This is a genomic window from Seongchinamella unica (assembly GCF_004354085.1).
Lineage (GTDB): Bacteria > Pseudomonadota > Gammaproteobacteria > Pseudomonadales > Halieaceae > Halioglobus > Halioglobus unicus.
In genome coordinates this window covers 643,645-667,727 of sequence record NZ_SMSE01000001.1, presented here as the reverse complement: position 1 = coordinate 667,727, position 24,083 = coordinate 643,645, and the positions used below count along the sequence as shown (strand labels likewise).

Here is a 24,083-nt window from a genome sequence, read left to right as displayed (position 1 = left end):
ACATAAAATAACAAACAGGTAGTCGATATGAGTGTCTCCTACTCGGCATGGTGTCGTCCACTGTTGATGGCTGTTGCCATCGTTACCCTGGCTAATCCCGGCGCCCATGCGCAGCTGGAAGAAGTGATTGTCACCGCGCAGAAGCGCGCCGAGTCCGTGCAGGATGTGCCTATCGCCGTCACCGCCTTTGATTCGACCGCGTTGAAGGCGCGGCAGATCCTGGGGGCAGCAGACCTGCGTTACACCGCGCCCAACGTGAATTACACCAACTCCAATTTTACCTCCAGCAATTTCCAGATTCGTGGCGTCGGCACGAATCTGGTGGCCGCCTCCGCCGATGCGGGCGTGGGTGTGCATGTCAACGAGGTGCCGATATTTTCGCCGCGGCTGTTTGAAACGGAGTACTACGATGTGGCTCAGGTATCGGTGTTGCGAGGTCCCCAGGGCACTCTGTACGGGCGCAACTCCACGGGCGGCGCCCTCAACATGGAAACCCGCACAGCCCATAGCGACGCCCTTGAAGGCAACCTCGAGGGCCAGTACGGAAACTACGACCACAAGAAGGTCGTGGGGGCCATAAACGTACCGATCACCGAACAGCTGGCAATGCGGGCGGCGGGCCTGTGGCTGGAGCGGGACGGCTTTACCGAGAACCTGTATACCGGCAATGACATTGACGGCCGGGACCAGTATTCCGTTCGCCTGTCCTTCAGCTGGTCGGGGGAGAATACCACCGCCAACCTGATGTTCTCCTACTTCGATGAAGAGAGCACGCGCAGTCGCAGCCAGAAGCAATTGTGCAAAAATGATCCCAGCGGACTGCTGGGCTGCCTGCCGGACGCACTGGATTTCGACAAACCCAATCCAACCTCCCAGCTCTCCAATCTGCTGGCATCAGATGCCCTGTTGGGGCCGCTGGGTATCTTCCCCTTTGGCAGCAACAGTCCCAGTGCAGAGCCGCGGCACATGCGCAAGGTCAATGCCGACTTTGACCCGATTTACCAGGCGGATGAGACCCTGGTTACCCTGGATCTGGATCATGAGCTGGAAAACCATACCCTGGCGCTGGTTGCCGGTTACCAGGACACGACGATGTTCTCGCGCATGGATTACACCTGGAATGTGGGATCGCCACTGGAGGTGCCGCCGCTACTGGCCGTGCTTGCCCCGAAAACCTATGACTTCATGTTTACCGAGGGCCTGCCCCTGTCGCAGCCTTCCCGCAATGCCACCGGATCGGTGGGCGGCCACGTTGCCTACACGCCCCAGGGGCTTGAGTCTTTCGACCAGTCAAATCGCTACAGCGAACAGTACTCCCTGGAGGCGCGCATCCAGTCCGATTACGACGGCAGGCTCAACTTTCTGGCCGGCGCGTTCTGGATGGACGTTGAACTGGACGATCAGTTCTGGGTCATTGCCAATGGCTTCGATTACGTGGCGGCGGTCGCCGGGTCGGTCGGCGCAGCGGATGGCCTGGGCTGGGTTGGCCCCCAATTCAATACGGATACCAAGGCATTCGCCATTGAGTCGCGGGCATTATTCGGTGAGCTCTACTACGCATTCACCGACAGCCTCAAACTGACGGTTGGCGCCCGTTACAACATCGATACCAAGGACATCCTCGATCGCCAGATATTGCTCAACAACGACCCGGATACCGGCGACCGGCTGCTGCAGCCCTACGGTGCCGATGAACCCATTCCCGTGGACTATCGCGACGACAGTCAGGAGTGGAAGGAGTGGACGGGCCGGGTGGTGCTGGACTGGGCGTTGAACCTGAACTCGATGATCTACGCCTCCTACTCGCGCGGCTACAAGGGTGGCGGGTTCAATCCGCCCTTTGACCCGCTTGACTTCCCCAGCCAGACGGCGACTTTTGACCCCGAGTTTGTCGATGCCTGGGAGATCGGGCTCAAGAGCGCCCTGCTGGAAAACACCCTGCAGGCCAATTTTTCCGCGTTCTTCTACGACTACGAGGGCATGCAGACCTCCAAGATCGTCAACCGGACGTCGTTCAACGAGAATACCGACGCCAGGATCTACGGTCTCGAGGCCGAATTCGCATTCGCACCCGGCGCCTCCTGGTTGTTCAATGGCAGCGCCTCCTACCTGCACTCCGAGGTGGTCAGGCACCGCAGCATAGACCCTCGGGATCCCACCGATGGCCGTGATGAGGTGACGCTGATCAAGGATACGACGACGGCGGTTAACTGCGTGGTGGAGATGACCCCGGAAGCATTCGCCGCTGCGGGGGTGGGTGGCCAGTTCAACAGCTGCACAGGCTTGCGCGATCTCGGCCTGCCGGTCACCGACGGGGTACTCGCGGACCTGGACGGTCATCAGTTACTCAACTCCCCCGAGTGGTCGTTCAGCCTGGGAGGGCAGTACAGCGCCAGCCTGCCCCGGGGCTATGAGCTGTTGCTGCGGGTTGACTATTACTGGCAGGATGACATGTACACGCGACTCTACAACCGCCCGGTCGACCGTATCGATGCCTGGGACATCTGGAACGCCCAGGCCAATCTGGTGTCCCCCGATAACAGCTGGTACCTGCGGGCGTATGTGAAGAACATCGCCGATGAGGACAACTTTGTCGGCATGTACCTCAGCAGCGCCTCCTCCGGACTATTTACCAACGTGTTCACCATGGAGCCCAGAACATACGGTCTGGCAATCGGTTATAACTTGCAGTAAAACAGTAGCTATGACCGAACGCCATTTTCCCGCCGCTGATCGCACCGCCCTGGTCCTGACCGGCGGTGGCGCCCGGGCTGCCTACCAGGTCGGGGTCCTGAAAGCGGCGGCGGAGGTACTGCCCAAGCACGCCCACAACCCGTTTTCCATTATCACCGGCACCTCCGCCGGCGCGATTAACGCCGTGGCCCTCGGTGCGTCGGCCAACAACTTCCGCCTGGCGGTAAAGAAAGTGGAGTACATCTGGAGCAACCTGCGGGTGGAGCAGGTTTACAGGGCAGGCTATGTCAATCTTGCCGGCAGTGTGCTGCGCCTGATTGGATCCCTGTTTCACCGTGGCACCGGCCTGGGTAAACCGCTGTCACTGCTCGATACGGCACCGCTGGCCGAGCTGTTGCAGCATGTGATTAACTTCGAGCGATTGCAGAAACGCCTGGAGAGCGGCCTGCTGGATGCCATCGGTGTCACCGCGTCGAGCTACGACACCGGCGAGTCGGTCACCTTTTACCAGAGCGACCTGGACGGCAGCGTGCTGCCCCGCTGGCAGCGGGCCCGGCGGCGTGGCGAACCCACCCGGCTGGGGGTGGAGCATTTGCTGGCGTCCTCCGCGATACCCACCATCCTGCCGGCAGCCGCGATTAATGGCCACTACTATGGTGATGGGGCTCTGCGCCAGGTATCACCCATCAGCCCGGCGCTGCACCTGGGAGCCCGACGGCTGATGGTGGTCGGGGTCAGCGGTAATCGCAATCTGCCGCCGGTCGCGCATGCCGAGCGACAGTCGCCGTCGCTGGCGAAAATGGTCGGCCATGTGTTTAACAGTGCATTTATCGACGCCCTGGAAAACGATATGGAGCACCTTGAGCGGATCAACGAACTTGTCGGCATCTTGCAGAACGAGAATCCCCGTGCCTCCACCGGGGGCATGAAGCTCGTGGACTTCCTGGCCATCAACCCGTCTGTCGAGATCGACCAATTGGTCACCGAACACATTCATCGCCTGCCTCCGGCAATGCGCATGGTCTTGAATGTCACCGGCGCCACACCCAGTGGCGGTGGTACCAGCCTGGCCAGTTACCTGTTATTCGAGGGGAATTTCTGTCGCGACCTCATTCAGTGCGGCTACCGCGATGCGATGGACCAGCGAGACATGCTCGAGCATTTTTTCCATCCGCCTTCGGCGGTGCAGTTCTAGCGGCCCTGCTGTGCTAGGATCAGGGTACACAGTCAATCGAGTCATCCCGGTTTGAAACGTTTTGTCATTACCTTTCTCCTGATCCTGGTGGTCCTGTTTTCCCTGGAAATGCTCAATCCGGTGCAGGAGCACCTGGTGGTGCCATTTACCGGCCTGCTGGCCAAGATCAGCGCGGCGCTGGTTTCCCCCTTTGACGATACGGTGCTGGCCTACGGCAAGGTCCTGCAGTTTTCCGATACCGGGTTCGCAGTATCTATCGAGGCCGGTTGTAACGGGGTTGAAGCGACGATTGTGCTGATCGCCGCGGTGGTTGCCTATCCCGGCAGCTGGAAGGCTCGCTGCACCGCCATCATCCTGGGTTTTTTCGCAGTCCAGGTGTTGAATATCCTGCGCATCATCACCCTGTTCTATCTCGGCGACTGGGACCTGGATATTTTTACCTGGGTGCACCTGTATCTCTGGCCATCGCTGATCATGCTCGATGTGCTGGTGGTCTTTGTCCTCTATCTGCGGTACCTGTCCCGGAACGATGGGGAGATGGCCAATGCAACGGGATAACAATTTCCGCCAGTTTCTGCTGTTTGCCTTCGCCCTGATCGTTCCCTGCTTCGCCCTGTGGACGCTCGCCGCAGGTCCCCTGTCAATGCCGGCGGTGGGGCTTGCCGATATGATTCTGCGGGCCTGGTTTCCCGAGATCGTGGATGGGCTGGTATCCCGTGGCATGGACGCGGTGCTGCTCACCAACTTTGGCGAGTTGAACGGCCGCCCGGTCGCGCCGGAGCTGTCAGAATACCAGCTGGGCTTTGTCATCAATCCGGGCGTGCTGACCTACTCCCTGCCGTTCTACGCAACCCTGCATTTTGCCACCCAGAAGGACAGCTATCTCGCCGACTTCATCACCGGTGCGATCATCCTCTTCCCGTTGGTTCTGCTCGGCCTGCTGAGCCTCTGTCTCAAGGAGCTGATGGTCAATCTCGGCGGCTTGTTCATGGAAACTGCGCGGGTGCCCAACGGTACCTTTATCGCCCTGTTTTACCAGTTGAACGTGTTGATTGTACCGACCGTGGCGCCGATTCTTCTCTGGGCCTGGCAGAGCCGCGATACCGCGTTGCTGCGCGGCTTGCTGAACCTGCCACCCAGGTCCGATGGCGAGGAAGTGGCATAAAAGGCCGGCCCGGCGTGCGCTGCTCTTACATCGAGGGCGACCGGACAACCGTTTTCCCTCGCTCGCTCAGGCGTTGAATGCTCGCGGAAGGTAGTAGTCCACCAGCTCGCCGGGATAGCCAATGATGTCCACCAGGCGCCGATGGCACTCGGCCTGGTCCGCGCCCCGTTCCTTCCATACCGGCACCCGCTTGACAATGGTTTCCACCCGTTCCCGGGGGGTGATAATCCAGGTGTCCTGTGGCGTTTGCCCGAACCAGAAGTCTGCCGGGCACAGGTCCATGGCGGCGGGTTTGACATACAGGACCAGGGTCAGCACCTTGCTGGCGCCACTGTCTGCCAGGTAATTGACCAGGAAATCCAGGGTGCCGCCGCGGTCACCCAGGTCGTCGATCAAGAGCACGGTTTGCTCGCTGATGGGAATGGAAATGCCATGCTGGACCAGCGGGTTTTCGTAGCGTAAGCCTGGCCCTTTGTAGAGTGAAACGCCAATGGTGCCAAACTGGATCTTGGGAACGCCGGGATCGCGACCGTCCACCAGATGGTCGTAGAGCAACACGCCGGGCAGCATACCGCCCATGGTGACAATCAATGCCCGGGTGATGGCGTCGCCATTGTCCAGGTGATTGCGCTGGTAGACATGGACCTGCCGGGCGACCTCGAATAGCGCTCTCGCTTCCACCTCGTCGGGTATCAGCAGGAAGTTGAGTTCGTCGTCGGGCACTCGCACGCCCTCCGGCGTGCGCCAGAAATCCATGTCGATCTGTTCTCCCGTGCAGCTCAGCTGGTGCTGGTAGGTGCTCATGTCCGACGCTGCCGACCGGCCTAGAAAAATGCAAACTTGGCGAGAAAGATCAGCGCCAGGAACCAGGCACCAAAGCTGATATCAGCGACACGCCCGGCAATGATCTTGATCGCCACGTAGCTGATGAAGCCCACGGCAATGCCATTGGCGATGGAAAAAGACAAGGGGATCATGACGATGGTCAGCAGGGCCGGAACCAGCTCGGTGGCGTCCTCGTAGTTCAGAGCCTGCATGCCGGACATCATCAGCAGGGCCACGTAAACCAGCGCACCGGCTGTCGCATAGGCCGGGACCATGCCCGCCAGCGGCGCAAAAAACATGGCCAGCAGAAACAAAATACCCACGGTGACCGCGGTCAGGCCGGTACGTCCGCCAGCGGCGACGCCGGCGGCACTTTCAACGTAGCTGGTGACAGGGGCGCAGCCGAACAGGGCGCCCGCCACGCTGGAAGAGCTGTCGGCCTGCAAGGCTTTGTCCATGTTTTCGATGTCACCCCTTGCGTTGACCAGTCCGGCGCGGCTGGCCACGCCCAGCAGGGTGCCGGCAGTATCGAACAGGTTGACGAACAGGATGGCGATAATCACGCTGATCATGCCGACCTCGAAGGCGCCGGCGATATCCAGCTGCATCAACGTGGGGGCGATGCTCGGTGGTGTCGACACCAGGCCCTGGTATTCAACCATACCCGCCAGCAGCCCCAACACGGTGATAACGAGCACTCCCACCATGATCGCCCCTGGCACCTGGCGGACCGATAATCCGGCGATGATGATAAAGCCGAGCGCTGCCAGCATGGGCTCGGGTTGGGTCAGGTCACCCAGGGAGAGCAGGGTGGCCGGATTGTCGTTAATCAGTCCGCCACTCTTGAGGCCGATAAACCCGATGAACAGCCCCACACCGGCGCCCATGGCGACCCGCAGGTCCTGCGGAATACTGTTGAGCATCCACGCCCGCAGCCGGGTGACACTCATGATGACGAACAGGATGCCGGCAATGAATACGGCCCCCAGTGCCACCTGCCAGCTGTAACCCATCTCGCCCACCACCGTGTAGGTGAAAAACGCGTTCAGCCCCATGCCCGGCGCCAGACCCACCGGCCAATTGGCATACAACCCCATGAATACGCAGGCCAGGGCTGCCGCCAGGCAGGTGGCGGCGAAGCTCGCGCCCTGGTCCATGCCGGCGGAGGCCATCATCTGCGGGTTGACGAAGATGATATAGGCCATGGTAATAAAGGTTGTAAGGCCGGCCATGATTTCGGTCGAGGCACGGGTATTGTGTGCCTCCAGCCGGAACAGGCGATCCAGCAGTGCTTGCATCGGGTAACCAGGGGGTGTGTGAACCAGGTGCTTATGGTCGCACAGACATTGAGTGGGAGGAAGCGGGTGGCCGCGCGGCTGGCGGTCGCCCCTGTCTGTGGTCAAGCTTCAGTCCCGGGCCAGGGTGCCCACCGCTTCCCGCAGGTACTGAAAGCGCGGCAGGGTTTTGCCGTCGATTTCCACCGTTTCCTGCCACATGGCCAGCGGTCGTACCCAGAGTGCCTGGTCGCCGTAGAGTGGACGGTAAACCGCCATCAATTCCTCTGTTTCCGAGTGGGTCGCTATCTCGAGCAGGTGATATTCAGGTCCCTTGTAGTGACGGTAGATGCCGGGCGTCGGCAATTGCATGGTGGACTCCGTTGATTGGCGCCGGCGGCGCTTAACAATTGTTAATGAAATGGCGCGACTCAACCCTTAATCTTGCGTTTGAGTCTGGAGAGTGACACCGCGTCGATGCCCAGGTACGAGGCGATATGGAACTGGGCAACGCGCCGGGTCAGGTCCGGTTCCTGGTCCAGCAGCCACTGGTAGCGCTGCTCGGCGTTGCAGGTCAGTAACATGGCTTCGCGCTGTTCGTTGCGGATAAACGCCTCGGCCAGCAATTGCTGGCTGGCGTGGGCCACGGCGGTATCCTCCCGGGCGGCGTCGGTCATGGCCTGGTAGGAGAATGCCAGGGCCTTTACCGGCTCCAGGGCCTGGATCGAAAAGGGAGCCGGAGCGCCTGTCATGGCGGCGCTCACCGCCCCGGTAAGCTGGCCGCCGCGGTAGAATGCCTTGTTGCGTTCGCGGCCGTCGGGGGTGGTGTAGAACAACCGAACCAGCCCGGACAGGAGGATGAAAAGTGTATGGTCCCTGTCGCCGGCGTGAAGCAGGTAGTCATCCACGGCGTAGGTTCTGGTAAGCATGGCCTGCAACCAGGGGCTGGCAGGGTCGATGTCGGTGAGCTGGCGTTGTTGCAGCCACTCGAGAGCCAGCCTGCGGGTATCTTCACGGGTCATGAGTACGAGTATAAGCGAATCGATAACAGTATGAGGTGAATTGAAATGAATAAACCAGCCAATGAAATTGTAATGAACGCGGGATCCATGGACGATGTCATGGGCGCGGAGCAACCGGTGGCAGAGGTTCGCCTGGACCGCAAGAACAAGCTGGCGGCAGCCCTGCGCCTGTTCGGCAAGTTTGGCTTTGATGAGGGTGTGGCCGGCCATATCACGGTGCGCGACCCGGAGCGGCTGGATCACTTCTGGGTGAATCCCATGGGCCGCTCCTTCAAGCAAATGCGCGTGTCTGACCTGCTGCTGGTCAGTCACACCGGTGAGGTGGTGGAGGGCGAAGGTCTGCTCAACGGTGCCGCGTTTACCATCCACTCACAGATACACATGAGCAATCCGGCCATTAACGCCGCGGCCCACTCACATTCGGTCTATGGCAAGGCGTTTTCTGCCCTCGGCAAGACCCTGGACCCGCTCACCCAGGACGCCTGCGCGTTTTACGATGACCATGTCCTGTTCGATGATTTTTCCGGAGTGGTGCTCGACAATACCGAAGGCGAGCGCATCGCCGCTGCTCTGGGTGATCGCAAGGCGGCCATCCTCCAGAACCACGGCCTGTTGACGGTGGGCGAGACCATCGACGCCGCCGCCTGGTGGTACATCACCATGGAGCGCAGTTGCCAGGCACAGTTGCTGGCGGAGGCAGCGGGTACCCCCCGTCTGATCGAGCATGAGGTTGCCCTGCACACACGCGAAACAGTGGGTTCCCCGCTGGCCGGTTGGTTCAGTTTCAAGCCCCTGTACGACGTGATTGTGGCCGAACAGGCCGAGTTGCTGGACTGATACTCACGCGAACCGCGGAATTCCCCCTTCCACGGTTGACGCTTGCGCTGATAGTTGCTCCACTGTTTACTGCCCCGCCAGCCCTGCAAGGACTGGCGGGGAAATAGCGGTACGTCTGTCAGCGGGAGTCATACATGCCCTACCGAATCAGCCGGCGTAAAGCCCTTGCCGGTCTGTCTGCCACTGCGGCACTGCCCCTGGTGGGCTGCGCCGGCTTTGCCCGGCAGTCGGGGAATTCCTCCGCCTTTGCCCATGGTGTGGCCAGTGGCGATCCTGATGAGCGGAGCGTGGTACTGTGGACACGTATTTCCACCGAGCGCCGTACCGCCACCGGCAAGTGGATCGTGACCGAGGATGCGGAGCACCGCCGGGTGGTCAAACGCGGGGCATTTTCCACCGACCGTTCCCGTGACATGACCGTCAAACTGGTGGTCGATGGCCTCGAGCCCGGCAAGACCTACTATTACTCCTTCAAGTACAAGGGGCAGAATTCACCCGTCGGCCGCACCAGGACACTGCCGACAGGCTCCCCTGGCAAGCTCGGTATCGCCCTGGCGTCCTGCTCCAATTATCCCTTCGGCTACTTCAACGCCTACGAGACCATCGCCCTGGACCCCGGGGTCGATTTCGTTGTCCACCTCGGTGATTACATTTACGAATACGGCCCGGACGGTTACGGCGGGCAGTCGGGGGTGGCTCTGGGTCGCGAGCACCGGCCGCGTCGGGAAACGGTAACGCTCAAGGACTATCGCCAGCGTCACGCCCAGTACAAGGCGGATCCGCAGTCGCAGATGATGCACGCGGCGCATCCGCTCATAGCCATTTGGGATGATCACGAGTCCACCGACAATCCCTGGCGCGAGGGGGCCAACAATCATCAGCAGGAAACCGAAGGCGACTGGGTCAGCCGGAGGGAGCGATCACTGCAGGCCTACTTCGAGTGGATGCCGCTACGCGAACCGGCAGCGGGCATGGACCGTGCGCAGTACTGGCGTCACTATCAGTTTGGCGATCTCGCCAGCCTGGTCACCCTGGAGACCCGCCATACTGCGCGGGACGAGCAGTTCGACTACGAGCAGTTCCGTGAGTTATTACAGACCGGCGAGGGCATCGCTGAGTTCCTGCAGCAACACCTGAATGCGCCCGGCAGGCACTTGCTGGCCCCGGAAATGGAAGCTTTCCTGGAAACGGCCCTGCGGGAATCTGTTACGGCAGGGCAGCCCTGGCGCATTATCGGCAACCAGGTGCCCATGGCACGCAGCTACATTCCTGCACTGACTGACGAACAGTTCGCGCAACTTGCCCTGGATGAATCCCACCCACTGTATGACGAGGCCCGAACCTTCAGCGCTCTGGGTCCCGCCCGGCTGCCCCTGTTCCTGGACGCCTGGGACGGCTATCCCTGGGCCCGGGAGCGCTTTTACCAGCTCTGCCGCAACGCGGGAGCCCGGGACCTGTTGGTCGTCACCGGCGACAGTCACGCCTTCTGGCAGAACCAGTTATTCGACGAGGCGGACAAACCCATGGGCCTGGAACTGGGCACCACGGGCATCACCTCCCCCGGCGCTTTCGCGAGCCTGGGTGACGCGGGTGCGGCAATGATGGATGGCCTGATCGCCGCCGGCAGCCCGGAAGTACTGTGGACTGAGGGGCTCACGCGTGGTTACGTGCGCCTCACCCTGGCACCCACAGAGGCTACCGTCGACTATGTGGGAGTCAGCACAGTGAAGGAGCGCGATTACAAGCCGGTGAACGTGCGCCAGACCCGTATACTGCGCGAGGGCGCCCAGCTCCGTTACGCCTGAAGTAAGCCCGCGAAAGCGGCTGTGCGGGTGATTCAAATAGTCACTTTGCGGGCCGGAGGGGTCACTGTGCTGCCGGTTGTTTCATGGGAGCATGGTCGTCCATACAACAATTCACTCGGCGTAATAGGGAGAGCGTGTACATGCAGGATTTTGACAACAAGGTAGCTGTGGTCACCGGTGGTGCCGGCGGCATAGGCAAGGCGCTGGTCAAGGCGCTGCTGGACGAGGGGGCCAGGGTTGTCATCGCCGACGTGGAAGACGGTGCCCTGGAAGCCGCCGTGGCGGAATGCAGCGGGGAGGATCGCCAGGTCAGCGGCTTCAAGGTTGACGTGCGTAAGGCCGAGTCGCTGGAGGCGCTGGCGGATTATGTCTACGGGGAGCACGGTGCCTGTCACCTGCTGTTCAACAATGCCGGGGTTGCAGCGCCATCATCCAATGTCTGGGAAACCACGCCCAACGACTGGGCCTGGGTTTACAGTGTGAACGTCATGGGCGTTGCCCACGGTATCCAGGCATTTGTGCCGCGGATGATCGCCGGCGGGGAAGAGGGCTACATTATCAACACCACGTCCGGTGACGGCGGTATTTCCAGCCTGCCGTACCAATCGGTGTACGCTTCCAGTAAAGCGGCGGTCTGTGCCCTGACCGAGTGCCTGGCCTCACAGCTGGAAAGTGAGGGTACCCGGCTCAAGGCTTCGCTATTCTACCCCTCCGGCGGTGTGCTGGTGACGGGACTGTGGAATCCGGAGCGCAATCGGCCGGCGGAGCTCAAGCGCGAGAAGCCAGGCGCACCGCCGCCGGATATCGAGGCCTTCAAGGAAGCAATGAAGGCCGCCGGTGCCGAGATGCAGTTCCAGGACCTGGACGAACTGGCCCGCTTTACCCTGGACGGGATTCGCGAACAGCGCTTTGTCATTATGAAAAACCTGGACGAGGCGGCGGATACGCTGCAGGCGCGATCAGAACGATATCGCCGTGCCGAGCTACCGATAGTGTTCGAGGAAATTCCCCAGATGTAGGAGACCTCTCACCGGCAGGGTGGTGGTATCCGCCACCGCCCTGCCTTAGAATGGACGAAATCCTGTTGAAGGCATGTCCATGATCTCCGAAGAAATGCAGAAGGCGCTGCACAAGCAACTCAACGACGAATTTTATTCCGCCTACCTCTACCTGGCCATGTCTGCCTATTGCGCGCATATCGATTTCAATGGTGCTGCCAACTGGCTCAAGCAGCAGTATTCAGAAGAGCAGATGCATGCCACCAAAATCTACAACTACCTGATAGAGCAGGGCTCCCATGTGGTACTGCGGGAAATTCCCCAGCCGCCCAGCGAGTTTGGCAAGATTCTCGATGTGTTCAAATCATCGCTGCAGCACGAGCAGACCATGACCGCCAAGCTCAACAACCTGAGCGATCAGGCGCTGAAGGAAAAGGATCACGCCACCTACAACCTGTTGCAGTGGTTCGTGAATGAGCAGGTGGAAGAAGAAGCCACGGTGGGGGAGATTATCTCCAAGCTGAAGCTGGTCAAAGATGACGGCTACGGACTGCTGATGATCGATAATGAATTGGGCGCAAGGCCGGCGCCGGCGACACTCGCCTGAGTCAGTTCGCTCTACCTGCCTGCTGCTCCGGCGGCGATGATCCTTTTCAACCGGGAAAAAGTCCCCTGTATCGCAAAACGCTTTCGCCCGGACAGCTTAACTGCGATGCTGGGATAACTGGGATGCGGTGTCCCGGTAAGTAAATGTGTGTCACCCTTTGGGGTTTTTCAGGCGAGCTGGGTTTTCCAGCTCGCCTTTTTTAGGTTCATCGCACATTAGCGGGGAAGGGTAGTTAGCTAGACTCTCTGGCTTAAGCGGCCACTGCAATCGCGGTATACCCCCTGCGTTCGAACCCCCTTTAACTCACTTCGGGGGGTATACCGCGATTGTGGTGTCCGATCAGTCAGGAGCGACCTCTCCACGGTAATGCGCGAAGAACCCTTTTTTAGGGCTGCAGTCTGAGTGTCGGTAGCGCCTGGTGTAGCCAGTTGACGCCTGACTGCGCAGATAGATAGCAGCGGGTCACGGAGTTCCCTGGCCAGCGTCCCCGTCACTTCCTGCACCATGGGTGACCTGACGGTGCAGAGCTGTAATCCTGCTGCGGGAAGATCACTCACCGGATCATGACCACCCTTCAGGAGACGCTGCCTCTTCGCGCCTCAAGTGACTGGCGAACCTCGGCGGCGACTTGCTCTGTAATCGGATAGGATGCAATCAGCCAGATCGCGATCCCGGAAAATACCAGCGGCACGACAATATCGAACAGGCGCATCAACAGTAGTGCCTGTTCCGTCTGGTGACCTCCCAGCGCGACATCGAATCCGGTGGCATTGAGCAACACGCCGCCTATGGCCAGTGCCGCCGCCATTCCCAGCTTGACCACCCACCAGTAAATTGAGCCGAACATACCTTCGCGGCGCTCATGACTCTGGAGTTCATCCATATCGCAGACATCCGCGATCATTGAGCCCATCAGGGTAAACAGGCCACCCAGGCCGAAGGCAATCAGCGGTGCCGGGAGTAGCAACAGGAGCGGGTATCGTGGATCGTAGCAGATCCATTTGAGGGCATAACCGAGCATGGATACACCGATGGCAACGAAGAAGGCACGGCGCTTGCCAATGAGCGTTGATAGCCAGCTGATGAAAAAAATCACGAAGAAAGTGCCAAATGCCGAAACAGTTCCCGACCACCCGGCATACTCGGCACCCAGTTCCTGATCGCCGGCGAAAACGTAGTAGATGATGATGTAGGACTGGAAAGAAGCCACCATCATGAATCCGTTGAAAACCAGGAATGTCGCGGCGCATAGCTTCATGAAGGGGGAAAACCGCAGGGTCATGGCGAAGCCCCTGAAGAAATCCAGCGTTCGCTCCCTGAACTGGCTGGCCAGTCCCGACACCCCGGCAGTGGCCTCTTCAATCTCCTTTGTCGCCAGGTCCTGGTAACGCTCTCTCAGGAATATGGCCGGCAGTACGCCCAGAATCGTTACCGCGATCGCGATGGCTACCGCCAGCCCCGCTGCGCCGCTGGCAAGGTTATCGAACATGCCCTCGTGTTGCATGATCCACAGAAACCAGGGCGAGATCAGGTAAGCCAGTTGCCCCATGAAATTCTGTACTGCCATCACCCGGGTTCGCTCATGGTAGTCGGGGGTGAGTTCATAGCCCAGTGCTACCCATGGGGTGGCGAACATGGTGTAGAACAGGTAGAAAACCAGTGAACCGATCAGGAAAAACCAGAAGTAGTAGTCTTGCGACTTTCCCTCGGGCAGTTGCCAGAGCAGGGCGAAGGAGATGCTGACTAATATCGCGCCGGCGAAGATATAGGGCCTGCGCCGGCCCCAGCGCGACCGGGTCTGGTCAGAGATGTACCCCATCAGTGGGTCGGTGAAGGCGTCGATTAACCTGGGCAGCGCGCCCAACAGCCCCACCAGGGCAGGATTCATGCCCAGGCCGAGATTGAGCACGATGCTCATGCCGCCAATGGCAGCCGCCAGGATGTTGTTAACAAAAGCGCCCAGACCGTAAATGACTTTCTCGGTCAGGGGCACACGGTCTTTTTCAGGCGTCTCGTAGTGCAGATCTGGAGCCATAATCGTCCTATCGCGCTATCAGCCCTACCGGGAAATGCCTACCCTCCCGCCAGGCCTTATTATTATCTGGCCGGCCATTGTCGGTAGCGCCCGGCACTTCTGCAAGCACGAGTCGCTCAAGTGGACTCATGCTGCGGTCAAATGCCCTGGCCTGGTCCGTGCTTAGCTGCCGTAGTCGAGGCCAAAGCCATAGGGGAACAGCGGGTCATAGTCGTTGTCACCGATATTGGGTGTCTTCTTATCGTTTCTTGGCCAGCTGAAGGAGAGCTTGCCGCTGAAGTCATGGTCGCCAAACAGCACGTCCGCAATGCCCTGACCCTCGGACCCCGGCAGCCAGGCGGCGACAAAGGCGGATGATGCGTCCAGTTCCCGGTTGGTGACCAGCGGGCGCCCGGACAGCATGACTGTGACCACGGGTACGCCGCGAGAGGTGATGTTGGTAATGGTCTCAAGGTCTTCGGGATGCAGGTCTGCCAATACCAGACTGTCGCCATAAGGCTCCAGCACTTTCAGTAATCCCTTGATCTGCGAGCCGGCCTGGACAATCACATCATCGCCTGTGCGTATATCGCCCATACCCTCGGCATAGGGTTTTTCACCGATCACCACGATAGCCACATCGTGTTTTGCCGGGTCTGCGTCTTCGCCTGTGCTCCCTGAGCTGAGCTCGGCATCAGGTGCAATGGCTTTAATCCCCTGCCAGATAGAGCTGCCCCCAACCACAAATTCGTTCCCTGAGGTGCCCTGCCAGGCGACCGTAAAGCCGCCGCACTGGTGGCCTTTGTTGTTCGCACTTTTTCCTGCAACCAGGATGCGCTGCGTTTTTTCCAGCGGTAGCATCTGCGCGTCGTTCTTCAGCAACACCAGCGATTTTCGCACCGCTTCCCGGGCCACCTCGCGGTGTGACTGACTGCCGAAACTTTGATCGTTGGACCAGCAGCGCGCTTTGGGGCGCGGCTTGTCGAACAGGCCAAAGGCGAATTTGACGCGCAGTATCCGGCGAACGGCATCGTCTATTCTCTCCATCGGGACGGTGCCCAGGACCACGTGATGCGTGAGGTGGTCGATGAATGGCTGCCAGTGCTCTGACACCATGAACATATCGATACCGGCATTGACGCCCTGGGCCACGGCTTCGTAATAACTTTCCGAGAGATAGTCGATGCCGTCCCAGTCGGAAATGATAAAGCCATTGAACTGCATCCGCTCTTTCAGCACGTAACTGAGCAGATACCTGTGTCCATGGCACTTGTCGCCATTCCAGCTGTTGAACGACGCCATGACGGTGAGTACGCCTTGATCGATGGCGGGGTAATAGGGGGCGATGTGCAGCCGTTCCAGCTCTGCTTCGCTGATCCGGGTATCGCCCTGGTCGATACCCTCGGTGGTACCACCATCGCCTACCCAGTGTTTCACGCAGGCAACCACCGCATCGTCTCCAAGGTCAGCCTGCAGACCCTCAACAAATGCACCGGCGTACGAAGATACCACCTCCGGGTCTTCGGAATAGCTTTCGTAAGTGCGACCCCATTGGCTGTTTCGGGCTACCGCCAGGGTTGGCGCAAAGGTCCAGTCCAGGCCAGTGGCGAGAATTTCCTTCGCAGTGACCCGGGCAATCCGCTTGAGCAGTTCCGGGTCGCGAGCGGCGCCCAGACCGATATTATGGGGGAAAATCGTGGCTCCGCTGACATTGTTGTTGCCATGGATGGCATCGATGCCATAGATGATGGGAATGGCAAGGTGCTCTTCGTCTTCCTCCATAGAGGCCATCCAGTAGGCGTCGTTCATGTCAACCCAGTCGCCGACCTGGTTTTCGCCCGGGCAGGAGCCACCGCCACTCAGGACAGAGCCGATGTGATACTCCTTGACCTGCTGTGGTTCTATCGCCATTCGCTCGGTTTGCACCATCTGGCCGACCTTCTGGGCCAGCGACATTCTGCCCAGCAGGTTTTCAACTTTTTGCTCCAGCTCAGTGCTCATCAGCAGACCAGGCCCGGTTATTTGGATTGATTGATTCATGTGTAAAGTACCGTGAACTTTTCCTGTCAGTCATGTGTTTGGCAAGGGTTGTGCCGGGGTTCATGGAGGTTTTCATGCGCCTACCAGTCGGGTCTCCAGTTCTTCCAGAGTGCTTCCGCGGGTTTCGGGTAACAGCCAGATAACCAGCACCAGGCCGACCAGTGCCGAGATCCCATAGAACATAAAGGTCGATGCGTTTCCGAGGTTGGCCAGCTGCCAGGGAAACAGTAATTGCACCAGAAAACTGACCGCCGAGTTGACCAGGCCGACGACGGATATGGCGACTCCACGAACCCGGTTGGGGAACAGTTCGGAAAACAGCACCCACATGACCGGCCCGATGGATACCGCGAAGCAGGCGACAAACCCGAGAATGCCCACAAGGATCAGGCCGGCGGGAATGTTGATCGCCGCCTTGAGGAGCTCGGATTCGGCTTGCAGGAATCGGTCTTCTCCCAGCTGTTCGATGAGTGCGAACCGGAAGGCCAGGTCGGTGTCGTAGGTGGTGCCGGCGAGCGATTCCAGGGACGCGGCCAGGACCGGATCCGGCAGCGTCGCCAGCATTGCCTGGTCGATGGTGTAGCTGGCCTGGTCGAAACCCCAGCTCAGCGCCAGCATGCATACAGCGATACCGGCCACGCCGAACACCAGCAGGGGCTTGCGGCCCAGCTTGTCGATTAACGACATCGCCACGATGGTAAAGACCAGGTTGGCCAGCCCGACAAGCACCGCCTGCATGAATGCGGCATCGGTGCCTATGCCCGACTGTTCGAAAATCATGGGCGCATAGAAAAAGACGGCGTTGATCCCGGTGATCTGCTGCAGGATCGCCACGACCAGGCCAATGACCATGACCTTGCGCAGTGTCGGTTCGAGTAACTGGCGGAATCCCTGGCGGCCGTGACCGGCGCCGGCTGCCAGGCTCTGGCGAATCGACAGCAGTTCCCGTTCCGCCTGCTGGCGGGAATTGAACCTGTTCAGTACGCGCCTGGCGTCGTCCTCATTTCCGTGCATGGCGAGCCAGCGGGGACTCTCGGGTACAAAGCGCAGGCAAAAGAAATACAACACCGCGGGGAGCAATTCCACTCCCAGCATCCAGCGCCAGCTGGCGGAATCCAGTAACAGTTGCCGGGCCAGGTCGCTGCCCGATTGGCCGAATTTAAGAATCAGGTAGTTGCTGAAAAAAGCCACCGAGATGCCGACGACGATATTCAGCTGGTTGATGGAGACCATGCGTCCGCGGCTGGCGGCGGGAGCGATTTCTGCGATGTACATGGGGGCGATGATCAATGCTGCCCCGACGCCCAGTCCGCCGATAATTCGGGCGACCACCAGGGCCGCAAAACTGGGCGCCAGGGCGGAGGCCAGCGCCGATATTGCAAACAGGATCGCTGCGCAACGCAATATGGGTTTGCGGCCGAAGCGGTCGCTCAGGGGACCCGCTGCCAGCATCGCCAGGGTCGCCGCCAGAGCCAGCGAGGCGACTGACCAGCCCAGTGCTATTTTACCCAGCGAAAACTCCACCTCGATGAAGCCCACGACACCCGAGATGACCGAGGCGTCGAAACCCATGAGGAAGCCGCCCAGGGCGGCAATCAGGGCGGTACGGACTGTGCCTTCTGGATCAGCCATGCTCAGTCAAGGATCTCAAATTCGGTCCACAGCTGGGCGGTGGAATCGCCCCCGATCCAGGCGTGGAAGCCCCCGGGCTCGGTAACCAGCTCCATTTTCCGGTTGTGAAACGCCAGTTCATCGGTGTGAATGTCGAAACTCACCCGCTCGCTTTCGCCCGGGCCCAGTGTGACCCGCTTGAAGCCCTTGAGCTCCCTGACCGGGCGGGTAACGTTGCCCGCCAGGTCGCGGATATAGAGCTGGACGATCTCCTCACCCCGGCGATCACCGGTATTGTGTACGGTGGCCGCCAGGGTAATGGTATCGCCCAGTCCGATTGCTGCGTGGGATCTTTCAATATCGCGGTATTCGAACCGGGTATAGGTAAGCCCGAAGCCGAAGGGGAAGAGCGGGGTGAACCCGGCGTCGAGATGGAACGCCGACATGCCCAGTGACGTTTGCTCTGCCCGGCCGTCGATGGCATCGATATGGGTAATGTTGTCAGGGCTGGGCGGTCGACCGGTGTTCTTGCGGGCGTAATAAATCGGCACCTGGCCGACCATGCGCGGAAAGGACACCGGTAGTTTGCCAGAGGGCGTTGCCCTGCCAAACAGTAAATCGGCAATGGCGGGCCCGCCCATGGTGCCCGGGTGCCAGGCGTAGAGAACGGCGGAGACCTTGTCCAGGACTGACCCTATGGTCAGTGGTCTGCCCGCCATCACCACCAGAACCACGGGGGTGCCGGTGGCCGCCACCTGCTCGATCAGCGCCTCCTGGCTGCCGGGCAGGTTGATGTCAGCCCGGCAGTGGGCCTCACCCGAGAGGATGGACTCTTCGCCCATGAACATCAGGGCGACGTCGGACTCGCGGGCAGCCTGGATCGCCTCCTGGTGGCCATCGTTCTCCCGGCAGCGGGATGACTGCATACCCCGGGCCCAGCGAATATCGACGCGGTCACCGACCAGGTCATGCAGTGCCTGCAGGCAGGTATGGCTGAGGTGGGCCTCGCCGTCGAAAACCCAGGTGCCCAGTTGTTCGTAGCCGTCGTCCGCCAGGGGGCCAATCACGGCAACGGTTGCGAGCCGGTCGGCTGACAACGGCAGAATGCCCTGGTCATTCTTCAGCAGCACGCAACTGCGCTCGGCGGCCTCTTTTGCCGCCTGACGAAATATATCATTGACCAGGTCGGGAAAATCCTTCGGATTGGTGTAGGGGTTAGCAAACAGGCCCAGTTCGAATTTCAGCGCGAGAATGTTGTAAACCAGCGCGTCCAGCTCTGCTACATCGATCTTGCCCTCGGCAACCAGTGCCGGAATATGTTCCCGGTACAGGGAGCTCGCCATTTCCATATTGATGCCGGCGTTGGTGGCCTCCAGCACGGCCTCGCGGTCAGTCGCCGAGAAACCGTGAATGGTCAGCTCGCGGATCGCGTCCCAGTCGCTGACCACAAAACCCTTGAAGCCCCACTCGTCGCGCAGGATCTGGCGCATCAGGAACTCATTGCCGGCGGCGGGGACGCCATTGAGATCGCTGAAAGACGACATGACGGTGGCGACCCCCGCGTCCAGGGCCTGCTTGAAGGGTGGCAGGTACACGTTGCGCAGTTCATTTTCGGGGATGTTGGCATTGTTATAGTCCAGTCCGCTCTCCACCGCGCCGTAGCCGACAAAGTGTTTGGCGCAGGCTGCAATGGAGTACTTGTCAGACAGTTTTGCTCCCTGGAATCCGCGCACCATTGCCGCCCCCAGAATGCCGCACAGGTAAGGGTCTTCACCGAGGCTTTCGGCAATCCTGCCCCAGCGTGGATCCCGGGTGATGTCAATCATCGGAGCAAAAGTCCAGTTCACGCCGGTGGAGGCGGCCTCAGCGGCGGCAATAGCAGCGCCTCGCTCGATAACCTGCGGATCCCAGCTGGCTGCCTGGCCCAATGGAATCGGAAAAATCGTCTTGAAGCCGTGAATGACGTCACGGCCAATCAGCAGCGGTATACCCAGCCGGCTTTCCTGCACGGCCAGGCGCTGTAGCTCGTTGACTTCGTCGACGTTGACCTCGTTGAGGACGGAGCCAATCTGGCCGTCGCGAATGGCCTGGTGCAGATCCGGTCCTCCGCCGTTAACCTGGCTCATCTGGCCGATTTTTTCTTCCAGGGTCATTTCCTGCAAAAGGGAACGTACCTGTTCATCGACGCTGCTCATATGGTTCGCTTCCTTTGTCAGGCAAAATCCCCGCGTCATTCTTGATTGACTCCGGTGATCCGGGACGGTCGGGGCCTGTTTTTTATGCGGCATGGACACCAGCGACCCACTGGCGCCGGGCATAAGGTGCTTCTTCGTCAGCATAATGGTCAGCTAATGCGCTACTTTGAGCCACCAAAACTCGTTCAAGTGGACCAACTTCAGGATGAACTGGACTGGACACTCATCGGTGACAGGGGATGTGGGCATAATCCCACTTTTTTAGGTCAGATCATGCTGTTTCTCGTCTGTCATGGTGACGGTCACAAGATGAGACTCCAGGCCTCCCGGCAGGCCATGGAGGTGCATGCCATTCAAGAGATTACCCGGAGAGCAAGTGCAATCCCGTATTGGCAACCCGGGAGCGTTAAAGACAGCCTTGTGCGTTGTTGCCAGCGGAAGGTGAACGACCGCCAGAAAACGTCAATTTGCCGGGGCGGGTTCGCTAACTATCTGTTTTTTGGAGAAATATTACCGAGGGAGCAGGCGTCAATTGCGGCAGAACCCGGTCTTCAGCCAGGGCTTCCCTGAGCGGCAATCGCCCAGCCAGAGTTTGATTTGTCCACTTCAGCTTATCGCTAGTCCGTCTTATCTATTGTGGATGGCATGTTCATTCGATGTTTGACAGTGTATCGATCAACCGTTTTGGGTGTGCCAGGTGGACCACGTAGTCGGCTGACACGAAAGCGCAAATTTCAGACCATAATATTAATGAGGAACGCTCCACATGAATTTTAAGAAAAAGATCATTGCCAGCAGTCTCAGTGCCATGACTCTTGGTGCCCACGGCTACGCCATGGCTCAAAATCAGGGCGTGTTGGAGGAAGTGGTTGTTGTTGGTATCAGGCTGTCGCAGCAAAACTCGATTAGCCTGAAGCGTGATTCCACTTCGGTGGTAGACGGTATCTCCGCTGAGGACATCGGCAAATTACCCGATGTTACCGTGGCCGACTCACTGCAACGAATTCCGGGTGTGCAGGTACAGAGAGACGCAGGCGAGGGCTCAACGGTAAACATCCGGGGCCTGCCTCAGGTTCTGACACTGTTGAACGGAGAGCAGTTTCTTACCGCCCAGAACATTGGTGAGGCGCAACCCAGTATCGCCGACATACCATCGCAATTGATGAAGGGACTGGCCGTATACAAGTCCGCCGATATCAACAACAAGCGCTCAGGTATTACCGGTACCATAGACCTGCGTACCTGGCGGCCTACAGATTTTGATGAGGGCCTGACCGCCAACGTGTCCGCCGATTACTCCACGGGTAAGGAGACCGAAAGCGATGATTATGGCGTAAACGGCCTCATCAATTGGCGCAACCAGAGTGTCGGTATCATGGTTTCTGGCGCAACCAGCGACGTGGTCCTGGGCGACAACTACTCCGGTGCTGCAGCCAATGATTCGCTTTTTGGCAGTAACGATTGGGGCGAATTTGCTTTTGATCCTGAAAATCCCACTAATCAACACGTGACACCACACGGTTTTGAGAGTTTCAACCGTGAGGTGGAGAGGGAAAGAACGGCATTTAACGCCGCATTCACCGCCGATCTGGGTAACGGTTTTGACTTGTTGGCCGAGGGTTTCTATACAGAGATGGACGAGTTCGACCGGGCTGTTGGTCTGAATATTTCGAATCGCTGGCAGACGCTCGACTACCTGACACCGACTGCCTTCAAGGAAACGGGCGTGGTAACAACCGAGGGTGGCAATGCGTGGCACGGTTCACCCTGGGTCTCCACCCAGGAATACGATGTCGACGCCCTGTGGGTTAACTCCTTTACGGTCAATCGCACGGCAAAGTCTGAATCCAAGCACTTCAATATCGAATTGAATTATGACAATGACGGTAATTGGCGCGGTAAAGCGCGTTATATAAAGGACTCCGCAGATCGAACCAGTATGAATGGCCAGTCCCAGGGGGATTTGAGCAACTGGAGAGATGACAATCGCTTCCAGCTGAATCCATTTTACCCTGCCGATATTGCAGCCCTTTATCCTGAGGATCGGCTTAGTGACATAGTGGGAGACAATGGCGGTCGATTCATTGACCCCAACCCGGAAGGTTATGGTGAGAATCCCCAGCTCCACTATGACATAAGTGGGAGTGACCCCCGCTGGAGCGGCTTTGACACCCCGATCAAAGGCGGGCTGGGAGAAGGTGCAACGCTTCGGGATTACATGGCCAATATCAACAGCTATGCGATTGGTGCGTTTTCATCCGAAGGCAACACGGAAAACACCGCGGACAACGAGATATTCAGCCTGGATGCCGGTTACGACTTTGATGATCCCGGGCTGGGCTTCTTTACCTCGGTCGATTTCGGTGCCAGATACAGCAAGCGGGAAAATGAGATCCGCAAATTCCACCTGTTTTCACCCTTCTATGCTGGCAATGGCGCCGCGAACCCCGACGGCTGCTCTGCTCAGTGGAAGGCGATTGACGTGGTGATGAATAACGAACAGTGTCCCGCCGGTGAAACTATTGGCGGTGAATTCCAGGGCTACACGGTGAATCGCCCGACGCGAATCGACGAGTTCAACAATGTCGTGTTTGTCGATGACTACGGGGATATCACCAAGGGTTTGCCTGGTGTATGGGCAGCGGATCCAGAGGATTATGACAATGTAGCCGCCTTCCACAGAAAAGTGTTTGGCTCCGCCGATCGCGTTTCCGTGCCGGGTGAAAGCTACGATGTGGACCTGGAGGAGATCAGCGTATTTTTAAAGGCCGGGTTTGAGATCGGCGACTTCCGGGGCGATGTCGGTTTCCGCTACGTTGATACTGAAATTGACGTCCGTCAGAACCAGGTGGGCGACGTACTCGCTTACGGCGACACCAATATCGATATTGGCGATTTCTATTCCACTAACGATTACACCGACTTCCTGCCTTCATTGAACCTGGTGTGGGAGCCCAGGGATAACTGGGCGATTCGTTTCTCGGCTGCCAAGAACATGATGCCGTTGGATTTGGGTAACTACGGTGGAGGCCTGAGAGTCGATACCGTCTCCTGCGAGGATCCGACAATTGCCGGCGGCCGCTGTGTCAGTGGCGCCGATGCCGGCGGCAACCCGGACCTGGATCCCTGGCGTTCTGATAATTATGACCTCTCCGCGGAATATTACGTGGGCGATGCCTCGATGTTTAGCCTGGGGCTGTTCTATGTCGATATTGAGAGTTTCAGCACGACCGGCAATACCACGGGTCAGTTCCCTGACTCCGATGGTGTAATCCGGCGCACGGTGCCGGTAGTTACCAAAGTAAATGGTGAGGGTGGTGAAATCGAGGGCCTGGAGTTGGCGGCCAGGGTCGCATTCAGTGACTTTACCGATGGTCTGTTTACCAATTTCGGTATCGACGCAAACTATACCTACGCGCCCAGTACCTCGAATGGCAAGGATCTAACCGGAGATGACGTACCGTTTGAGGATAACTCCGAGGACCAGGTAAACCTGATTGGTTGGTATCAGGGCGAGAAGCTGCAGGTTCGTGTGGCCTACAACTACCGCAGCGAGCGACTCGACACGCCCAACATTGGCGCTACCGGGTTGAATATCTTCCAGGATGATATTTTCTTCGTAGACGCCCAGGTGAGCTACATGATCATGGAGGATGTGTTCGTTTACCTGAACGGGTCGAACCTGACTGGCGAGGTCGAGGAGTACTATGTAGACTTCGGCAGAGGGCCTGACCAGTACTGGTACCAGAATGAGTTTGAAGCCCGCTACACGCTGGGATTCAGGGCGAAATTCTGACAATA

17 protein-coding genes are annotated in these 24,083 nt (G+C 59.0%); 9 read left to right on the top strand and 8 right to left on the bottom strand.

The genetic code is table 11. The features are described from left to right. Positions 1–27 precede the first annotated feature (27 nt). From E2F43_RS02985 to E2F43_RS02970, 4 genes are read left to right on the top strand one after another with little or no spacing between them, the layout of a single operon-like run. Positions 28–2,694 carry a TonB-dependent receptor gene (locus E2F43_RS02985; RefSeq protein WP_133209392.1) on the top strand — a complete coding sequence of 889 codons (2,667 nt, stop codon included), beginning with the start codon at positions 28–30 and terminating at the stop codon, positions 2,692–2,694. Positions 2,695–2,704: 10 nt separating this feature from the next. Next, entirely contained in the window at positions 2,705–3,889 is a 1,185-nt protein-coding gene (locus tag E2F43_RS02980) for a patatin-like phospholipase family protein (protein ID WP_133209390.1), read from the top strand. A gap of 51 nt (positions 3,890–3,940) precedes the next feature. Then, a complete protein-coding gene (gene xrtH, locus E2F43_RS02975; protein WP_133209388.1) occupies positions 3,941–4,447 on the top strand; it encodes an exosortase H in 507 nt (168 codons plus the stop codon). Then, positions 4,434–5,054, top strand: a complete 621-nt coding sequence (locus E2F43_RS02970; RefSeq protein WP_133209386.1) for an exosortase H-associated membrane protein — start codon at positions 4,434–4,436, stop codon at positions 5,052–5,054. Before xrtH ends, E2F43_RS02970 begins: the two co-directional genes overlap by 14 nt. A 66-nt stretch (positions 5,055–5,120) precedes the next feature. Here the strand turns inward: E2F43_RS02970 and E2F43_RS02965 are convergent, their stop codons facing one another. From E2F43_RS02965 to E2F43_RS02950, 4 genes are all read right to left on the bottom strand, one after another. Beyond that, a complete protein-coding gene (locus E2F43_RS02965; protein WP_133209384.1) occupies positions 5,121–5,858 on the bottom strand; it encodes a phosphoribosyltransferase in 738 nt (245 codons plus the stop codon). 20 nt (positions 5,859–5,878) lie between these two features. After that, complete coding sequence (locus tag E2F43_RS02960) at positions 5,879–7,177, bottom strand: NCS2 family permease (RefSeq protein ID WP_133209382.1); 1,299 nt, start codon at positions 7,175–7,177, stop codon at positions 5,879–5,881. A gap of 108 nt (positions 7,178–7,285) precedes the next feature. Continuing rightward, entirely contained in the window at positions 7,286–7,525 is a 240-nt protein-coding gene (locus E2F43_RS02955; protein WP_133209380.1) for a DUF1653 domain-containing protein, read from the bottom strand. A gap of 59 nt (positions 7,526–7,584) precedes the next feature. Further along, positions 7,585–8,175: a Crp/Fnr family transcriptional regulator gene (locus tag E2F43_RS02950; protein ID WP_133209378.1), complete on the bottom strand. Its 591-nt coding sequence runs from the start codon at positions 8,173–8,175 to the stop codon at positions 7,585–7,587. 45 nt (positions 8,176–8,220) lie between these two features. On the opposite strand from E2F43_RS02950, the gene E2F43_RS02945 reads away from it, so the two are divergent. The 4 genes from E2F43_RS02945 (at position 8,221) to E2F43_RS02930 (ending at position 12,422) form a co-directional block, all read left to right on the top strand. Further along, the gene (locus E2F43_RS02945; RefSeq protein WP_133209376.1) at positions 8,221–9,012 is read left to right on the top strand and encodes a class II aldolase/adducin family protein; all 792 of its coding nucleotides are present in this window, start codon (positions 8,221–8,223) and stop codon (positions 9,010–9,012) included. Between the two features lie 134 nt (positions 9,013–9,146). Beyond that, a complete protein-coding gene (locus E2F43_RS02940) occupies positions 9,147–10,817 on the top strand; it encodes an alkaline phosphatase D family protein (protein WP_133209374.1) in 1,671 nt (556 codons plus the stop codon). Positions 10,818–10,957: 140 nt separating this feature from the next. After that, positions 10,958–11,836 carry an SDR family NAD(P)-dependent oxidoreductase gene (locus tag E2F43_RS02935; protein ID WP_133209372.1) on the top strand — a complete coding sequence of 293 codons (879 nt, stop codon included), beginning with the start codon at positions 10,958–10,960 and terminating at the stop codon, positions 11,834–11,836. A 79-nt stretch (positions 11,837–11,915) separates the two neighbouring features. Continuing rightward, positions 11,916–12,422 (top strand): ferritin, encoded by a 507-nt coding sequence (locus E2F43_RS02930; protein WP_133209370.1) that lies wholly within the window; start codon positions 11,916–11,918, stop codon positions 12,420–12,422. A gap of 574 nt (positions 12,423–12,996) precedes the next feature. Here E2F43_RS02930 and E2F43_RS02925 read toward each other — a convergent pair. From E2F43_RS02925 to bglX, 4 genes are all read right to left on the bottom strand, one after another. Continuing rightward, the gene (locus E2F43_RS02925; RefSeq protein ID WP_133209368.1) at positions 12,997–14,457 is read right to left on the bottom strand and encodes an MFS transporter; all 1,461 of its coding nucleotides are present in this window, start codon (positions 14,455–14,457) and stop codon (positions 12,997–12,999) included. A 162-nt stretch (positions 14,458–14,619) separates the two neighbouring features. Further along, positions 14,620–16,437 (bottom strand): glycoside hydrolase family 3 protein, encoded by a 1,818-nt coding sequence (locus tag E2F43_RS02920; RefSeq protein ID WP_133209366.1) that lies wholly within the window; start codon positions 16,435–16,437, stop codon positions 14,620–14,622. A gap of 111 nt (positions 16,438–16,548) precedes the next feature. Next, positions 16,549–18,108: a sugar porter family MFS transporter gene (locus tag E2F43_RS02915; RefSeq protein ID WP_133209364.1), complete on the bottom strand. Its 1,560-nt coding sequence runs from the start codon at positions 18,106–18,108 to the stop codon at positions 16,549–16,551. Positions 18,109–18,110: 2 nt separating this feature from the next. Beyond that, on the bottom strand, positions 18,111–20,282 hold the full coding sequence (bglX, locus tag E2F43_RS02910) for a beta-glucosidase BglX (protein WP_238946719.1): 2,172 nt from the start codon (positions 20,280–20,282) through the stop codon (positions 18,111–18,113). Positions 20,283–21,048: 766 nt separating this feature from the next. On the opposite strand from bglX, the gene E2F43_RS02905 reads away from it, so the two are divergent. Next, positions 21,049–24,078, top strand: coding sequence for a TonB-dependent receptor (locus tag E2F43_RS02905; protein ID WP_133209360.1), 3,030 nt, complete (start codon positions 21,049–21,051; stop codon positions 24,076–24,078). Positions 24,079–24,083: the final 5 nt, after the last annotated feature.

What these genes read in the sequence shown, in the direction of transcription:
- E2F43_RS02985 (WP_133209392.1), top strand. Translation starts at nt 28, where the DNA reads ATGAGTGTCTCCTACTCGGCATGGTGTCGTCCACTGTTGATGGCTGTT.
- E2F43_RS02980 (WP_133209390.1), top strand. Translation starts at nt 2,705, where the DNA reads ATGACCGAACGCCATTTTCCCGCCGCTGATCGCACCGCCCTGGTCCTG.
- E2F43_RS02970 (WP_133209386.1), top strand. Translation starts at nt 4,434, where the DNA reads ATGCAACGGGATAACAATTTCCGCCAGTTTCTGCTGTTTGCCTTCGCC.
- E2F43_RS02965 (WP_133209384.1), bottom strand. Translation starts at nt 5,858, where the DNA reads ATGAGCACCTACCAGCACCAGCTGAGCTGCACGGGAGAACAGATCGAC.
- E2F43_RS02960 (WP_133209382.1), bottom strand. Translation starts at nt 7,177, where the DNA reads ATGCAAGCACTGCTGGATCGCCTGTTCCGGCTGGAGGCACACAATACC.
- E2F43_RS02955 (WP_133209380.1), bottom strand. Translation starts at nt 7,525, where the DNA reads ATGCAATTGCCGACGCCCGGCATCTACCGTCACTACAAGGGACCTGAA.
- E2F43_RS02950 (WP_133209378.1), bottom strand. Translation starts at nt 8,175, where the DNA reads ATGACCCGTGAAGATACCCGCAGGCTGGCTCTCGAGTGGCTGCAACAA.
- E2F43_RS02945 (WP_133209376.1), top strand. Translation starts at nt 8,221, where the DNA reads ATGAATAAACCAGCCAATGAAATTGTAATGAACGCGGGATCCATGGAC.
- E2F43_RS02940 (WP_133209374.1), top strand. Translation starts at nt 9,147, where the DNA reads ATGCCCTACCGAATCAGCCGGCGTAAAGCCCTTGCCGGTCTGTCTGCC.
- E2F43_RS02935 (WP_133209372.1), top strand. Translation starts at nt 10,958, where the DNA reads ATGCAGGATTTTGACAACAAGGTAGCTGTGGTCACCGGTGGTGCCGGC.
- E2F43_RS02930 (WP_133209370.1), top strand. Translation starts at nt 11,916, where the DNA reads ATGATCTCCGAAGAAATGCAGAAGGCGCTGCACAAGCAACTCAACGAC.
- E2F43_RS02925 (WP_133209368.1), bottom strand. Translation starts at nt 14,457, where the DNA reads ATGGCTCCAGATCTGCACTACGAGACGCCTGAAAAAGACCGTGTGCCC.
- E2F43_RS02920 (WP_133209366.1), bottom strand. Translation starts at nt 16,437, where the DNA reads ATGAGCACTGAGCTGGAGCAAAAAGTTGAAAACCTGCTGGGCAGAATG.
- E2F43_RS02915 (WP_133209364.1), bottom strand. Translation starts at nt 18,108, where the DNA reads ATGGCTGATCCAGAAGGCACAGTCCGTACCGCCCTGATTGCCGCCCTG.
- bglX (WP_238946719.1), bottom strand. Translation starts at nt 20,282, where the DNA reads ATGAGCAGCGTCGATGAACAGGTACGTTCCCTTTTGCAGGAAATGACC.
- E2F43_RS02905 (WP_133209360.1), top strand. Translation starts at nt 21,049, where the DNA reads ATGAATTTTAAGAAAAAGATCATTGCCAGCAGTCTCAGTGCCATGACT.